Annotated in this window: 14 protein-coding genes and 1 pseudogene; 6 read left to right on the top strand and 9 right to left on the bottom strand. The window is 63.5% G+C overall.

The window, feature by feature from the left end; genetic code table 11:
• Positions 1-41 precede the first annotated feature (41 nt).
• The gene (locus ACVIW0_RS15590) at positions 42-1,262 is read left to right on the top strand and encodes a serine hydrolase domain-containing protein (RefSeq protein WP_461353135.1); all 1,221 of its coding nucleotides are present in this window, start codon (positions 42-44) and stop codon (positions 1,260-1,262) included.
• Positions 1,263-1,431: 169 nt separating this feature from the next.
• Here the strand turns inward: ACVIW0_RS15590 and ACVIW0_RS15585 are convergent, their stop codons facing one another.
• Entirely contained in the window at positions 1,432-2,199 is a 768-nt protein-coding gene (locus tag ACVIW0_RS15585) for an SDR family NAD(P)-dependent oxidoreductase (RefSeq protein WP_461353134.1), read from the bottom strand.
• A 73-nt stretch (positions 2,200-2,272) separates the two neighbouring features.
• Positions 2,273-2,981: pseudogene (locus ACVIW0_RS15580) on the bottom strand (histidine phosphatase family protein).
• Between the two features lie 139 nt (positions 2,982-3,120).
• On the opposite strand from ACVIW0_RS15580, the gene ACVIW0_RS15575 reads away from it, so the two are divergent.
• The 3 genes from ACVIW0_RS15575 (at position 3,121) to ACVIW0_RS15565 (ending at position 6,532) form a co-directional block, all read left to right on the top strand.
• The gene (locus ACVIW0_RS15575; RefSeq protein WP_461353133.1) at positions 3,121-3,906 is read left to right on the top strand and encodes an SDR family NAD(P)-dependent oxidoreductase; all 786 of its coding nucleotides are present in this window, start codon (positions 3,121-3,123) and stop codon (positions 3,904-3,906) included.
• 997 nt (positions 3,907-4,903) lie between these two features.
• Entirely contained in the window at positions 4,904-6,073 is a 1,170-nt protein-coding gene (gene argE / locus ACVIW0_RS15570; protein WP_461353132.1) for an acetylornithine deacetylase, read from the top strand.
• Between the two features lie 111 nt (positions 6,074-6,184).
• Positions 6,185-6,532 (top strand): hypothetical protein, encoded by a 348-nt coding sequence (locus tag ACVIW0_RS15565; RefSeq protein ID WP_461353131.1) that lies wholly within the window; start codon positions 6,185-6,187, stop codon positions 6,530-6,532.
• A gap of 115 nt (positions 6,533-6,647) precedes the next feature.
• Here the strand turns inward: ACVIW0_RS15565 and ACVIW0_RS15560 are convergent, their stop codons facing one another.
• Positions 6,648-6,965 carry an ArsR/SmtB family transcription factor gene (locus ACVIW0_RS15560; RefSeq protein ID WP_461357344.1) on the bottom strand — a complete coding sequence of 106 codons (318 nt, stop codon included), beginning with the start codon at positions 6,963-6,965 and terminating at the stop codon, positions 6,648-6,650.
• 96 nt (positions 6,966-7,061) lie between these two features.
• Here ACVIW0_RS15560 and ACVIW0_RS15555 point away from each other — a divergent pair, with 96 nt between their 5' ends.
• Entirely contained in the window at positions 7,062-7,814 is a 753-nt protein-coding gene (locus ACVIW0_RS15555) for an SDR family NAD(P)-dependent oxidoreductase (protein ID WP_461357343.1), read from the top strand.
• Between the two features lie 453 nt (positions 7,815-8,267).
• Here ACVIW0_RS15555 and ACVIW0_RS15550 read toward each other — a convergent pair whose 3' ends face one another.
• The 3 genes from ACVIW0_RS15550 to ACVIW0_RS15540 all read right to left on the bottom strand — a co-directional run bounded on the left by ACVIW0_RS15550 (position 8,268) and on the right by ACVIW0_RS15540 (position 11,898).
• Positions 8,268-9,182 carry a DMT family transporter gene (locus ACVIW0_RS15550; RefSeq protein ID WP_461353130.1) on the bottom strand — a complete coding sequence of 305 codons (915 nt, stop codon included), beginning with the start codon at positions 9,180-9,182 and terminating at the stop codon, positions 8,268-8,270.
• Between the two features lie 225 nt (positions 9,183-9,407).
• Positions 9,408-10,466 (bottom strand): phosphotransferase family protein, encoded by a 1,059-nt coding sequence (locus tag ACVIW0_RS15545; RefSeq protein ID WP_461353129.1) that lies wholly within the window; start codon positions 10,464-10,466, stop codon positions 9,408-9,410.
• Positions 10,467-10,665: 199 nt separating this feature from the next.
• Positions 10,666-11,898, bottom strand: coding sequence for an acyl-CoA dehydrogenase family protein (locus tag ACVIW0_RS15540; RefSeq protein ID WP_461353128.1), 1,233 nt, complete (start codon positions 11,896-11,898; stop codon positions 10,666-10,668).
• A gap of 327 nt (positions 11,899-12,225) precedes the next feature.
• Here ACVIW0_RS15540 and ACVIW0_RS15535 point away from each other — a divergent pair, with 327 nt between their 5' ends.
• The gene (locus ACVIW0_RS15535; RefSeq protein ID WP_461353127.1) at positions 12,226-12,915 is read left to right on the top strand and encodes a TetR/AcrR family transcriptional regulator; all 690 of its coding nucleotides are present in this window, start codon (positions 12,226-12,228) and stop codon (positions 12,913-12,915) included.
• A gap of 9 nt (positions 12,916-12,924) precedes the next feature.
• Here the strand turns inward: ACVIW0_RS15535 and ACVIW0_RS15530 are convergent, their stop codons facing one another.
• From ACVIW0_RS15530 to ACVIW0_RS15520, 3 genes are all read right to left on the bottom strand, one after another.
• Positions 12,925-13,320, bottom strand: a complete 396-nt coding sequence (locus tag ACVIW0_RS15530; protein WP_461353126.1) for a Rid family hydrolase — start codon at positions 13,318-13,320, stop codon at positions 12,925-12,927.
• Between the two features lie 127 nt (positions 13,321-13,447).
• On the bottom strand, positions 13,448-14,284 hold the full coding sequence (locus tag ACVIW0_RS15525) for an IS5 family transposase (protein WP_461350771.1): 837 nt from the start codon (positions 14,282-14,284) through the stop codon (positions 13,448-13,450).
• A gap of 209 nt (positions 14,285-14,493) precedes the next feature.
• The gene (locus ACVIW0_RS15520) at positions 14,494-15,720 is read right to left on the bottom strand and encodes a CaiB/BaiF CoA transferase family protein (RefSeq protein ID WP_461353125.1); all 1,227 of its coding nucleotides are present in this window, start codon (positions 15,718-15,720) and stop codon (positions 14,494-14,496) included.
• Positions 15,721-15,772 lie beyond the last annotated feature (52 nt).

Genomic DNA, 15,772 nt, shown 5'->3' with positions numbered 1-15,772 from the left:
GTCGGCACCTCGCCGCAAGAATCAAGAACCAGGGAGAGACCATGAACGCCCAGACCGCCGCCAAGCACGCAAGCCCAACCACCCCCTCCCTTCCCCTCGCCAAGCCCGAATCGATCGGACTGTCGAGCGCGCGGCTGCAGGCGATGTCCGACACCTTCAAGCGCGAGGTCGACAAGGGAACCGCGCCCGGCTTCACCGTGCTGGTGGCCCGCCGCGGCCAGATCGGCTGGTTCGACGCGATCGGCCGGCAAAGCCCGACCACCGCTGCGCCGATGACGCATGACTCGATCTTCCGCATCTTCTCGATGACCAAGCCGATCGTCTCGGTCGGCATCATGCAGCTCTTGGAGGATGGCCACTTCCTGCTCAACGATCCCGTCGCGAAGCTCATCCCCGAATTCGCCGAGACCAAGGTCGGCGTCGAGCATAACGGCAAGCTCGAGCTCGTCCCGGTCCAGCGGCAGATGACGATCCAGGACCTGCTGCGCCACACCTCGGGTTTGACGTATGACCACACCGGCAACGGCCCGGTGCAGGACCTCTACAAGCAGTCGCGGTTGCGCAGCCGCAAGATCACCAATGCCGAGCACGCCACCATGCTCGCCGCCATGCCGCTGGTCTGCCAGCCCGGCGCCGAGTGGAATTACAGCCGCTCCACCGACATCCTTGGCCGCATCATCGAGGTCGTCAGCGGGAAGACGCTCGCCGCGTTCCTCACTGAGCGCATCCTCGCGCCGCTGCAAATGAACGAGACCGCCTTCCACACCGCCGAGGCCAATGCCGGCCGGCTCGCCGAGGCCTTTGCCAACGATCCCTGGACCAATGAGAAGGTGCAGCTGTTCAACATGCTGGAAAAACCGGCGATGGAATCCGGCGGCGGTGGGCTGGTGTCGACCACGATGGACTATGCCCGCTTCGCGCAGATGCTGCTCAATGGCGGCACGCTCGACGGCACCAGGATCATCGGCCGCAAGACGCTCGCCTTGATGGCGTCCGATCACCTCGGCGCCGGCGTCAAGGTCCAGGGCACGCTGGTGTCGCCCGGCCACAGCTTCGGTCTCGGCTTCGCCGTCCGCACCCAGCAGGGCATCGCGCCGTTCTCCGGTTCGGTCGGTCAATATTTCTGGAGCGGCATGGCCGGCACGTTCTTCTGGGTCGATCCGAGCGAAGACCTGATCGCGGTCTTCATGATGCAGGGCCCGGGCCAGCGCGAATACACCCGCTCGCTGGTGCGGAACGGGGTGTACGCGGCGGTGGAGTGAGGCGGGCACGCCGCCCTCCACGTCCAACACTGCCATGCCCCGCGCAGGCGGGGCATCCAGTACGCCGCGGCCCATCGGCTCAACAACGACTGCCTCTGGAATACTGGATCACCCGCTTTCGCGGGTGATGACAAATGAATGTGTGGCGCACGTTGCGCACTCGCTGGCGTCAGCTGATGGTCGCGCCGCCGTCGATCACCACGGTCTGGCCGGTCATGAAGTCGCCGGCGCGCGAGCCCATGAAGACGGCGGCGCCGGCGATCTCGTCGGGCACGCCGATGCGCAGCAGCGGCGAGCGCGCGGTCGAGGCCTTCAGATTGTCCGGATTGTCCCACAGCGCCTTTGCGAAATCGGTCTTGATCAGGCCGGGTGCGATGCAGTTCACGCGGATGTTGTGCTTGCCGTATTCGCAGGCGAGGTTGCGCGCGAGCTGCATGTCGGCGGCCTTCGAGATCGCGTAGGCGCCGAGGATGGTCGAACCCTTTAGCCCGCCGATCGAGGACACGATGATGATGGAGCCGTCCTTGCGCTCGATCATCTGCGGCACCACCATCGAGATCAGCCAGTTGTTGGCGACGATGTTGTTGTCGAGGATTTTTCGGAACTGATCGTCGGAGATGCCGGCGAGCGGGCCATAGTAAGGATTGGATGCCGCGTTGCAGACCAGCACGTCGATCTTGCCGAAGGCGCGGTTGCTCTCATCGACCAGGTTCTGCAGATTTTCCTTCGACGAGATGTTGGCGGCGATCGCAACCGCGGTGCCCTTGCCGTAGCTGTCGTTGATCTCGCTCGCCACCTGTTCGCAGACGTCGGCCTTGCGCGAGGAGATCACGACCTTGGCGCCGTGCTCGGCCATCCGCTCGGCGATCGCGCGTCCGATGCCGCGCGTCGAACCGGTGATGACGGCGACTTTTCCCTTCATGTCGAACAAGGTCATGGTTTTCTCCCTGATGTAAGGTGTTTGAATTCAGCGCTGAGCTTAAGCAGCGTTGTCGTGTTGCGATAGGTCATCACGCAAGCTTGCTCGCCGTCCGCACCTCGGGTCCGGACGGCTGATGCATCGCGGCGTGCCGGGGATCGGCGATCCAGGGCTGCTGGTTGACCATCGGCAGCCGCCAGGTCGACACGTTGGGCGCGGCGATGTGGTCGAGCCGCGTCACCGAGACATTGTCGATGTCGAACGACAGGCCGCGGTCCGGCTGGCCACCCAGCGCAAGCCCGACCGCGGCCCGGATCACGCCGCCATGGCCGACCGCGATGATGTCCTTGCCGGCCTGCGCGGCCGTGATCCGCACGATGGTACGGCAGACACGGGTGTAGAGATCCATGAAACTCTCGCCGCCCGGCGCCGGCTCGTTGACGTCGGCGAACCAGAGGTTGCCCGGCGGACGACTGGCGAGGAAGGCGGCGCGGTTCATGCCCTGCCAGCGGCCGAGATGCAGCTCGGCGAAGTCGCGTTCCTGCGTCATGCTGTCGGGCTTCGGATAACCGGGCAGCCCAGATTGCATCAGCGGTCTTGTGCGTGCGCTTCAGATTGCTCGAATACCACACGGCATTGCGCGGCAGCATCTTGGCGACCGCCTCGAACACTTCGACATCGCCGGTGTCGCAGTCGATATCCTCCTGCCCGTAGATGTTGCCGCCGTCGCTGCGCACCGGCGCGTGGCGAACCCACCACCACCGCGTCACCGTCACGTCAGGCTTCTCTGGATTGGACATCGGATGAGCCCTTCAATAGTGTCCCGTCACGCTGTACGTCACGCCGCACATCGTCTCAAGTGCATCGGACGTTTGAAATTTTGTTTGAATTCCGTCGCGCGGCAGGCGCACGGAAGATCACGTGAACAGGGAGAAACCAATGGGCCGCCTCGAAGGCAAATCCGTCATCATCACCGGCGCAGGCAGCGGCATCGGCCGTGCGGCGTCGCTGCTGTTCACCAGGGAAGGCGCCAAGCTGATTGCGGTCGATCGCACCGACGGCGTCAACGAAACCGCAAAGCTGGTGCGCGACGCCGGCGGCATCGTCGAAGCGGTCACTGCGGATGCCGGTTCGGAGAGCGACGTGAAGGCCTTCATCGAGAAGGCGGTCTCGACATACGGCAAGCTCGATGCGATCTGGGCCAATGCCGGCGTCAGCGGCGGCCTCGTGCCGCTCGCCGACCAGACGCCGGAACATTGGCAGGAAGTGCTGCGCGTCAACCTGATCGGCCCGTTCCTTGCGATCAAGCACTCGATCCCGCACATGACCAGGCAGGGCCACGGCTCGATCGTCTGCACCGCCTCGGTCGCGGGCCTGAAGGCCGGCGCCAGCGGACATCCCTACGGCGCGAGTAAGGCCGGCGTCATCAGTCTCGTGCAGACCACCGCCTACTCGCTCTCCGGCACCGGCGTGCGCATCAACGCGATCTGTCCGGGCCTGATCGAGACCGGCATGACCAAGCCGGTGTTCGATCGTGCCAAGGAGCGCGGCACCCAGGACAAGATCGGCCAGCTCAATCCGCTGAAGCGCCCCGGCCAGCCGCACGAGCTCGCCGCGATGGGATTGTTCCTGGCAAGCGACGAAGCATCCTACGTCAACGGCCAGGCGATCCCGGTCGACGGCGGCCTCACCGCCTCGATGCCGTATACGGGCAAGCCGATTTAGCGACGGAAATCTCGAAGTCCTCGTCCGTGATCGCGCTGCATACACCATCGTCGTCCCGGCCTAGTGCGCAATTGCGCACGGGGGCCGGGACCCATAACCACCGCATTCCGTTGTGAACGAGATTGTGGCCCCAGCGTCGCACAACAATTCGCTTTTGGGGTAATGGGTCCCGGCCTTCGCCGGGACGACGATGAGGATCAGTCTCGATTCAATTGCCACACTTTCGGTGTCATCACCCGGCTTGACCGGGTGATCCAGTATTCCAGAGACGGCGGTGCTTGAGCCGAGAAGCCGTGGCGTACTGGATCGCCCGGTCGAGCCGGGCGATGACAGTAGTGGTGGGGATATAGCTTCGCATTCTCGCGACATGATTTGTCCGAGCTTTGCTCTTTCGTTTCGCCCTCTCATCAATGAGGGCGCAGGGAAAGCCGGGTGCCGATCGCACCCATGGGCCCCGAGCAATGGGGTAGAAAGCTCGGGGGTAGGACCACAGGTGTAACCGGAAACAACCCGGCTTTCCCTGCGCGATGGGTTACGGCTTATACGTGCTCTCCCCGGCGAGACTTGGCTTTGTTGTCACCGTCTTCGCGACGCGCATCTGCGCAATCGGAAGAGACACCTACCGCTAGGGCGTCAGGCCTGCACGACTTCACCGTCCGCCTCATGCGCGTTCGTCAACTGCGCAATCGGCGTCCACCGCATCTCGACCCGCGTTCGTGACGACCGCGAAGCGCCCCTCGTGTCGGGTGAGACAGCGAATTCATACACTGAGTTGTTCTTCGGATAAAGCGAAATATTTTTGTGCGCGCGGATTGACAGGTTTTGCTGAGTTGCCCGTCGTGTCGAATGGGCAACACCGGTCCGACTTCGCAGGACAATCACGATCGCCCTGCAACGCCCCGGCCCGGATATTGCTTTGCCCCGGCAGTCAAACCAGCTGTTATACTTCGCTGGCAAGATCTCCCGTAGATCCACAATCCCGGCAAACGAACAGGCAATGCAAAATCAACGTTCCGACCGTATCCGCAAGCTATTGGCCGACCTCGTCGCCTTCGACACCATCAGCGACCGCAGCAACCTGCCCCTGATCGACTACATCGAGCGCTATCTCGCTTCGCTTGGCGTCGGCAGCCAGCGCATTGTCGATGACACCGGACAGAAGTCCTCGCTGTGGGTCACGGTCGGCCCCGAGGACAAGGCCGGGCTCGCGCTGTCGGGGCACACCGATGTCGTGCCGGTCGCGGGACAGGACTGGAGCCACGACCCGTTTGAGCTGGTCGAGCGCGACGGCCGGCTGTACGGCCGCGGCACCACCGACATGAAGGGCTTCGTCGCGGTCTGTCTCGCGATGGTTCCGGAAATGCTCGCGGCCGACCTGAAGACGCCGATCAATCTTGCGATCTCCTATGACGAGGAGATCGGCTGCGTCGGCGTGCGCCCGATGCTGCGCGAGGTCGCGCGCAAGCCGATCCGGCCGCTCGGCTGCTTCGTCGGGGAACCGACCCAGATGCAGGTGATCATCGGACACAAGGGCAAGCACGGCGTGCGCGCCACCTTCCGCGGGCTCGCCCGCCACTCCTCGATCGCGCCCGACGGCGTCAATGCGATCGAATATGCCGCCGACCTGATCACCGAAATCCGCCGCCGCGCCGAACAGCTCGCGGCCAAGCGCGAGCGCGACAGTCTGTACGACGTGCCGCATTCCACCCTGCTGACCAGCGTCGTGCATGGCGGCGCCGCGCTGAACATCGTGCCCGATCGCTGCGCGGTGGACTTCGAATGCCGCGGCATCGGCATCACCGAGTCGCGCGAGGTCACCGATGCGATCGTCGCCTGGGCCAAGGCCGAGATCGAGCCGAAGATGCGCGCGCGGCACCCGGACTGCGGCATCGACTTCGAGGAGATCCTCGATTACCCCGCGCTCGACACCGCGGCCGACGCGCCGATCGTCACCCTCGCCAAGCAGTTTGCCGGCCGCAACGACCACGCCAAGGTTGCCTTCGGCACCGAGGCGAGCCTGTTCGTCAGCATGGCCGACGTGCCGTCGGTCGTGGTCGGCCCCGGCTCGATCGCACAGGCACATACGCCGGATGAGTTCATCGAGATGTCGCAACTCGAGGCCTGCGGAGATTTCGTCGCCCGGCTGATCGCGCATTGCGCGAAGTGAGGCTAAACGTGTAGGGCGGATTAGCCGAAGGCGTAATCCGCCATCGTCACACACAGGCAGGCGGCGGATTACGCTTCGCTAACCGCCCTACAAAGCTACGGGCTTGGCGTCATGAGTTGGAATCAATCGGAAGTGCTCGAAGCACGTAGGCTCATTGTTGAGACCGCTAGGAGCATCCTGGCGGGCGAGACAACCGCAATCGAGGGAGCGAGGTCGATCGTAAGGTCCTGTTCCAGGGCGAAGCTGGAGAACGATCCCGACATTGTACCTTTTATCGCAATTGAATCGGAGACCGAGACTCTGCCGCTCGGTGGCGATCGACAGTACTTGCAGGCGAAAGCACTCGCCGATCTGGAGCCGGAGATCGAAAAAGCCCAGCCTTGGGCGCGTGGCATCGCGACAGCGCGTTGCCAGAACCTTGTGAACCGCGAGGCCCTGCTGCTGCGTTGGCCAGATTAGCAGGCTGGGTAGAGCGAAGCGAAACCCATCGTCTCACCGCGACACGATGCTAACGGCGTGATGGGTTTCGCTGCGCTCCACCCATCCTACGCACTGTGCGAAATGATGCCGAGCCCTATGCACTCTCCGGATACCCCAAGATTGTCTTGAGCAGTCTGGGAAAGCGCGCGTTGATGTCGGCTTCACGCACCACATTGCGGTGCTCGACGCCTTTTTTCGTGGTTCGAATCAAGCCGGCTTCCCGCAAGACACGGAAATGGTTTGACAGCGTCGATTTGGCCATGTCGGGACACGGGGCCGCCGCCGTACAAGACATGCAATCGTTCTGTTCAAGCAGGCTTCTGACAATTCTCCGCCGCATCGGGTCCGCGAGCGCTGCCAACACTCCGGCCAATGTGATGTCCTCGCGTGAAGGGTGAACGAACTGGACCATGGCAAAATATATAGCCCTGCCCTTGAACAGCTTCAATAGTTCACTATTACTGAACTATTGAACGAATGGCGCGTACGCGCGGGCAAGGAGAACAAGATGACCAAGAGACTCGAAGGCAAAGTGGCGCTGGTAACCGGGGCGTCAAAGGGTATCGGCGCCGGGATCGCGGCCCGGCTCGCGGCGGAAGGTGCCGCGGTTGCCGTCAATTACAGTGCGAGCAAACAGGCGGCCGAGCGCGTGGTGGCAGGGATCGTCGATAAAGGCGGCAAGGCCATCGCCGTCCACGGCGATCTCGCCGACGCGAGCCAGATGAAGTCGGTGGTGGACGCGACCGTGAAGGCGTTCGGTCCGATCGATATCCTGGTCAACAATGCCGGCATCTACGAGTTTGCGCCGTTGGATGGCATCACTGCCGAGCACTTCCACAAGCACTTCAATCTCAACGTGCTTGGCTTGCTGCTGGTGTCCCAGGAAGCCGCCCGGCAGTTCAATACGGCAGGCGGCAGCATCATCAATATCAGCTCCGGCGTCTCGACGATCGCACCGCCCAACACCGCCGTCTACACCGCGACCAAAGCCTCGGTGGACGCGATCTCTTCGGTGCTGTCAAAGGAACTGGCGCCGCGCGGGATCCGCGTCAACACCGTTAACCCCGGCATGATCGTGACCGAAGGCGTGGTATCCGCCGGGCTTTCCGAAGGCGACATGCGCAAGTGGATCGAGTCCGCTACTCCGCTGGCGCGGGTCGGCAAGGTCGAGGAGATCGCCGCAGCGGTGGCTTTCTTCGCCTCGAACGATGCGTCCTACGTCACGGGTGAAACGCTGCACGTGACCGGCGGTCTGCACTGAAATGTTGTTTTCGGCATGCCCGGGCATCGGGCGGTGAAGTTGTGACACGCTGCAGGGCGTATTACGCTGCGCAAATCTGCCCTGCTTTGCCATGGCTGTGGCGCGCATGAGCGCCGCGACATGCGGGAGCACTTTCCCGGGTGTCGCTTCGCTCACCCGGGCTACGAGACTGCATTGGCCAGATTGGTAGGATGGGTAGAAGTGAAACCCATCCTACGAACTGAAGTTTCATACGTTGCGGGCCGTCCTCTCCGCCGTCATTCCGGGGCTCGCGAAGCGAGAGCCCGGAATCCATTCACCTAGGAGTCCTGCGGCTTGACGGATTCCGCGCTCGCGCTTCGCGCGCCCCGGAATGACGAAGAGGGGTGCCGGACCGTGGGCCAATCGGCCCGGCCTTCGCTGCGCCCTCTGATCGACAGTCCATCGCTTCGCTCACTCGGGCTACAAAATTCCTTACAACCCATCCGGCGGCAGGCCCGGTCCCGTCGCGGCCGGGCGGAGCTTGTCGCGCTTGCGCTCACGGTAGAAGGCGTAGAGGCCTGAGGCGACGATGATCGCGGCGCCGGCGAGCATCTGCATGTCGGGCTTGTGGCCGAAGGCGAGATAGCCCGTCAGCATCGCCCACAGCAGCGCGGAGTAGCGGAACGGCGCTACCGCCGAGATGTCGCCTGATCGCAGCGACACGATGATGCATTGATAGCCGATCAGGATCAGCACCGCGGCAAAGGCAAGCAGGCCGAGCGCCTGGCCGGACGGCGCCTTCCAGCCGCCAAGCGGCACCAGCACGGCGGCGCCGGCCGTCGTCACCGTCACGGTGGTGAGCAGCGTGATGAACACGGTCGGCAGCTGCTTCGGAATTCGGCGGGTGGCGAGATCGCGCACCGCGCAAAAGCCGACCGAGGCCAGCGCCAGCAGCGACGCCTGGCTAAAACCTTCCGCGCCAGGACGGACGATCACCAGCACGCCGATGAAGCCAGCCGCGATCGCGAGCCAGCGCCGCCAGCCGACCGGCTCGCCGAACACCAGCGCGGCACCGAGCGTAATGACCAGCGGCAGCGCCTGGAAGATCGCCGAGGCGTTGGCGAGCGGGATCTGCGCGATCGCCGAGAGATAGGTCAGCGTGCCGCCGATCTCGCCAAGCACGCGCAGGCCGACCGGCCAGATCAACAGCGCGCTGAAGCTGCGCAGGGCATCGCGATACCAGGCGAGCGCCGCGACCAGCACGATCGCGACCAGCCCGCGGACCAGCAGGATCTCCCCGATATTGAGCTCCGCCGCCACCGCCTTGGTGATGGTGTCGTTGGCCGTGAAGCTGGCCATGGCGGCCGCCATGAACAGGCTGCCGCGAAGATTCGAGGAAAGGGGCAAAACGAAACTGTCCGGCGGGATTTTGCTCCCTCGCCCCGCTCTTCGCGGGGAGAGGTTTGGGGTGAGGAGTTGCCTCGGCAAGTTCGGTGAAAGTCGAACTCGCGGAGAGTCCCCCTCACCCGGATCGCATCTACGATGCGATCCGACCTCTCCCCGCAAGCGGGGCGAGGTGGAGCAGAAGCAGTAGCGGCGCGAACCCTGGGGGATCGCGCCGCAATTCCCGGCTCAGACCGCGCCGGCCTTCTGGGCGTATTCCCATGACGCCTTCGACAGCGGCACGGTGCGCGCGGCCGATTCGAGGGCCTTGGCATTCGCGGCAGTGCCGTCGCGGACGCGGCCCGCAATACCCTGCGTGATGCCGGCGAGGCGGAACAGATTGTAGGAGAAGTACCAGTTCAGATCCGGCACGGCCATGCCGGTGACGTCGCAGTAGATCTGCGCGGCCTCGTCCTGGCTCGGAATGTTCAACGCCTTGAGGTCGGCATTGGCAAGGCCCGGCATGGTCCACTGCATCAACAGATAGGTGAAGTCGGCCATGGGATCGCCAAGCGTCGACAATTCCCAGTCCAGCACCGCCTGCACCCGCGGCTCGGTGGCGTGGAAGATCATGTTGTCGAGCCGATAGTCGCCGTGCACGACCGAGACGCGCTTCTGCTCCGGCACCGTCTTCGGCAGCCACTCGGCGAGCTTCTCGAATTCGGGAATGTGCTGCGTCTCGGACGCGCGGTACTGCTTGGTCCAGCGGTCGACCTGGCGGGCAAAATAATTGCCCGGCTTGCCGAAATCGCCGAGGCCGATCTTCTCGGGATCGAGGACGTGCAGCTTGGCCAGCGTCTCGATCTTGCTGGTGAAGATTTTCCGCCGCGCGTCCGGCTCTTGACTGGGCAAGGTCGGATCCCAGAACACCCGCCCCTCCTCCATCGACATGATGTAAAAGGCCGAGCCGATCACCGCATCGTCGGTGCATAGCGCATAGGCTTTGGCGACCGGGAAATTCTGCTTGCCGAGCGCCGCGATCACGCGGAACTCGCGATCCACCGCATGCGCCGACGGCAACAATTTACCGAACGGACGGCGGCGCATCACATAGTTGCGGCCCGGGGTTTCGAGCTTGTAGGTCGGGTTGGACTGGCCGCCCTTGAACTGCAGGACCTTGAGCGGACCCTGATAGCCCTCGACGTGCTGCTTCATCCACGCATCGAGATTCGCCTCGTTGATGCGATGGCGCTCCTCGACTTCCCGTGTTCCGGAAAATTCCTCGTCTTTCCTGACGCCGTCCGCCACGATGACGCTCCCTCAATCATTCTTGGGGAGCGCCATTGCCGGTGCGCTCCCGTCAGCCTACTCCGTCATAAACCCTCATGGTGAGGAGCGCGGAGCGCGTCTCGAACCATGAGGACCCGTCCGTAGCCTACATCCTTCGAGACGCCCGCGACGCGGGCTCCTCAGGATGAGGAGTTAGGGTGTCTATGACGCAACAAGACTAGTTGCTCGTGTTTGCATACTTCCGAACTTCGAGCCTGGCAATGGCGCGATTGTGCACCTCGTCCGGACCGTCGGCGAGACGGAGCGTGCGGATATGGGCATAGGCCTTCGCGAGCCCGGCGTCGTCGGAGACACCGCCGCCGCCGAACGCCTGGATCGCCTGGTCGATGATCTTCAGCGCCATGTTGGGCGCTGCGACCTTGATCATCGCGATCTCGGCCTGCGCCGTCTTGTTGCCGACCTTGTCCATCATGTCGGCGGCCTTGAGGCACAAGAGACGGTTCATCTCGATGTCGGTGCGGGCCTCGCCGATGCGCTGCTCCCAGACCGAATGCTCGATGATCTTCTTGCCGAACGCGGTGCGCGAGGCGAGCCGCTTCACCATCTTCTCCAGCGCTTCCTCGGCCTGGCCGATGGTGCGCATGCAGTGATGGATGCGGCCCGGACCGAGACGGCCCTGCGCGATCTCGAAGCCGCGGCCCTCGCCGAGCAGGATGTTCTCCTTCGGCACGCGGACGTTCTCCAGCAGCACCTGGGCGTGGCCGTGCGGCGCATCGTCGAAGCCGAACACCGGCAGCATCTTCTCGACCTTGATGCCGGGGGTGTCGAGCGGCACCAGGATCTGCGACTGCTGCTGATGCTTGGCGGCGTTGAAGTCGGTCTTGCCCATCAGGATCGCGACCTTGCAGCGGGGATCGCCGACGCCCGACGACCACCATTTGCGGCCGTTGATGACGTAGTGATCGCCGTCCTTCTCGATCCGGGTCTCGATGTTGGTGGCGTCAGAGGACGCCACCGCCGGCTCGGTCATCAGGAAGGCGGAGCGGATCTCGCCGTCCATCAGCGGGCGCAGCCATTTGCGCTTCTGCTCCTTGGTGCCGTAGCGGATGAACACTTCCATGTTGCCGGTATCGGGCGCGGAACAGTTGAAGACCTCGGAAGCCCAGGAGATGCGGCCCATCTCTTCCGACAGCAGCGCGTATTCGAGATTGGTCAGTCCCGCGCCGTGGAATTCGTCGTCCTCATGCGAGGACGGCGGCATGAACATGTTCCAGAGCCCTTCGGCCTTCGCCTTCTTCTTCAGATCCTCGAGGATCGGGATCACCTTCCAGCGCGGGCCTTCGGCGTCCTGCTTCTCATAGATCGGCACCGCCGGGCGAACATGCGTTTTCATGAAGGCCTGAACGCGCTCCAGCCACTCCTTCTGCTTCGGCGACATCGTGAAATCCATGGGACGCTCCTCGTTTCCTAGACTTGGACTTTGACTTTGGGCCTTGCCGCTTTGGGCCTTGGATTTGGGCAACATTGTCGACCCCGCCTCCGCGCCTCGCAAGGGAGTTCGCGGAACAGGCGGCGGTGGTGTGCCAGAATGACGCCCCGCGCGCAGCGGATTGACATTTCCGGCTCTTCAAACGATAGTTTCATACAAATGTTTGAAATGCAACCTCGGTCATTCCGGGGCAGCCCGCAGGGCTGAACCCGGAATCTGGAGGTTGTTGGCGCGAGATTCCGGGTTCGATGCTGCGCATCGCCCCGGAATGACCGGAGAGACGAAACCATGGCCAGCGATCACACCCGATCCGCCATTCTCGCCGCCGCCGAACGGCTTTATGCCGACCGCGGTTTCGGCGACGTCACGCTGCGCGACATCGTCGCGGAGGCGAACGTCAACCTCGCGGCGGTGAATTATCATTTCGGCTCCAAGGACGAATTGATCGCGGAGCTGTTTGTCACCCGCAGCATCCAGACCAACCGCGAACGTCTCAACGAATTGAAGGCGGCGGAAGAGGCCGGTGGCGGTCGCGCCTCGATCGAGGACATCATGCGTGCCCTGGTCGGCCCCACCTTGCGCGGCTGTCTCGGGCCGGATCGTGAAGGCTCGACCGCGGCGCGCTTCATGATCCGCGCCTCGATCGAATCAGTGCCGCCGATCCGCCGCATCAAGAACCGCGAGGTCGATCATTTGCGCAAATTCGCCGCCGCGATGCGCCGCGCGATGCCGGGCCGTGACGATACCGAATTGTATTGGGGCCTGCACTTCGCGCTCGCAATGGCGCACCACACCATCCGCGAGAAGGAACGCCTGCTGCGGCTGTCGGAAGGCAAATGCGACCTCGACGATGTCCGCGCCATCATCGATCGCGTCGTCACGGTCTCGGTGATGGCGCTGACGATGGGCGACGCGCCGAGCAAGCCGGCCGCGCGTCCGGTGCTGGTGCACGGCCGGCTGACGCGGCAGGATCTGTGAGAGTTCACGCTACACCATCGCGATGCAGTCGATCTCGATGTCGAAGGGCCCGGTCCATTCCGGGATGCAGACGAAGATCCGCGCCGGCAGCTCATCGGCGAAATACCTGCGGTAGATCGCGTTGAAGGTCGCGAAGTGTTTGGCCGAGGTGCAGAAGATATTGCACTTCATCACGTTGTCGAACGTGGCGCCTGCAGCTTCGAGGCATTGCCTGAGCTGCTCCATCACAAGCTCGCTCTGCCGCTCGATCGAGGCCCCGGCAGCGATCTCGCCGGTCGCCGGATCGAACGGCGGCAGGCCGGAGACGAACACCATGTTGCCGGCGCGCGTCACCGCAGACGCCGGCGCCTTCCAGCGCTCCAGCCAGCTCGAGATCGGTTCGACGCGGATCACTTCCCGTTTCATGATTGACACCTGCGATGAGGATCGATGGCGCCAATCTAGTAGGCTGGTGTCAATGATGCTTCGATGCGGATCGAAGTGTTAATGCAGCCAACCCTCTCCCCGTCATCCTGAGAGTCTGACTCATAAATCACCCAACCTTAGCTGCAGCCGCGATTCTGCGGGTCAGGAGCCTGATGTGTGCAATCAGCAGCCAGGCAGCTTCGGTTGCCACCGTCGCCTCGAAGTCCTTGGCGAGACGGCGGCATCTGCCGAACCAAGCGAATGTGCGTTCAACCACCCACCGCCTCGGCAGAAGCTGGAAGCCTTTGACGCCGTGAGGCCGCTCGACGATCTCGATAGTCCATGGACCGCAGTCTGAGAGCGCGTCGAGGAGTTGATTTCCGCGGTAGATCCGGTCGGCAAAGACGTGGCGCAGCCGGGGGAAGTTCATCCGCACGTTCTTCAGCAGCGGTACGGCGCCATGGCAGTCCTGAACGTTGGCCGGATGAACATGAACCCCAAGGAGGAGGCCATTGGTATCCGTCACGATATGCCGCTTGCGGCCGTAGATGCGCTTGCCTGCATCGTAGCCCCGCGGTCCGCCAGCTTGCGTGGTTGGCGCACTTTGACTGTCGATCACGGCTGCCGTCGGCTTCGGTGTCCGTCCAAGCTTTTTTCGCGCCCGTCGGACAAGCACGCTGACAATCCTCTGCCACCGGCCTGTATCCCGCCATCTATAAAAATAGCCCTGCACCGTCGAATAGGGCGGGAACTCCTGCGGCAACGCCCGCCACTGGCAGCCGGTCGAAACGATATAGAGGATCGCTTCGATCACACGACGCAGCTCCGTCTTACGCGGCCGGCCGCGCCGGTTCGCTCGCGGCAACAGGCGTCTGATCACCGCCCACTCCGCATCGGTCATATCGCTTGCATAACGCAGATCGTCCCGCCGATATTGCTCCCGAGTGATCTTGGTCCAGGGCATCGTGCTCTCCCTCGAATCTTTGCAAATCCGATGGAATCACACCCCACTGAGATCACTCACCCATTTTTCAGTCAGGCTCTGAGGAGCGCGAAGCGCGTCTCGAAGGATGCACGGCCCGGCTGGTGGCCGTCGACCCTTCGAGACGGCCGCTACGCGGCCTCCTCAGGATGACGGGAAAACTGCACCGCCCGCGGTTTCGAATCCTACTCCTACAAAATCCCCTGCGCCTTCAGGCCTTCGACCCTGGCCTCGTCATAGCCGATGGTCGCGAGTACGTCCTTGGTGTCGGCACCTAACAGCGGCGGGGCGCGGTAGTCGGTGATCGGGGTGCCAGAGAAGGTCAGCGCATTGCGGATCAGCGACAGGTTCGGCTCGAACGGATGGTCGACCTTCACCCGCATGCCGCGCGACTGCACGTGCGGATCGTTGAACACCTGCTCGAAATTGTTGATCGGGCCGGACGGCACGCCGGCCTCCTCGAGCTTCTCCAGCCAGTAGGCCACCGGCTGTTTCAGGAACAGGCCGGCGAAGATCGCCATGATCTCCTTGCCGTGCACGACGCGGTCGTTGTTCTTGACGAAGCGCTTGTCGTTGGCGAGCTCGGGTTCGCCGAGCACCGCGCAGGTGCGCTGGAACTGGCCGTCATTGCCGACCACCAGCATCAGCTCGCCGTCGGTGCAGCGGAACACGCCGGCCGGCATGCCGCCATTGCCCCAGGTGCCGCGGCGCGGCGGCATGTTGCCGTTGACGAGATAAATCTGCAGCCAGTGCGACAGCGAGGCGATCACGGTGTCGAACAGGCAGACGTCGACATGCTGCCCTTCGCCGTTGTTGGCGTCGCGGTGGTAGAGCGCCGACAGAATCCCGATCGAGGCGTTCATGCCGGTCATGTAGTCGACGATCGAGGGGCCGACCTTCATCGGGCCCGCGCCGGGCTCGCCATCGATATGGCCGGTGACGCTCATCAGCCCGCCCATCGCCTGCAGGATCGCGTCATAACCGGCGCGCGGGGCGTAAGGGCCGGTCTGGCCGAAGCCGGTGACCGAGCAATAGATGATGCCGGGATTGATCTGCTTGATGGTGTCGTAGTCGAGGCCGTAGCGCTTGAGGTCGCCGACCTTGTAATTCTCCATCATCACGTCGACCGACTTGGCGAGCTCGCGGATGATCGCCTGCCCTTCGGGCTTGGCGATGTTGACGGTGACAGACTTCTTGTTGCGGTTGGCGCAGAGGTAAAACGAGTTGTTGTTGTTCGCCTTGCCTTCGGGGTCTTTGAGATAGGGCGGGCCAAAGGCACGGGCGTCATCGCCGCCGCCGGGCCGCTCGATCTTGATCACCTCGGCGCCGAGATCCGCCAGCATCTGGGCCGACAGCGGGCCCGCGAGCACCCGCGTCAGGTCGAGAACTTTGATGCCCGAGAGTGGCAGAGCCGACATGAAGCATTCCTCCGAAATCTTGCGCAATCTTGATTATGTGCCGCCGGACCGG

The sequence above is a fragment of the Bradyrhizobium sp. USDA 4454 genome (assembly GCF_054822705.1).
Note: the sequence above shows the minus strand (reverse complement) of the source record. Positions and strands in the feature narration are given on the sequence as shown.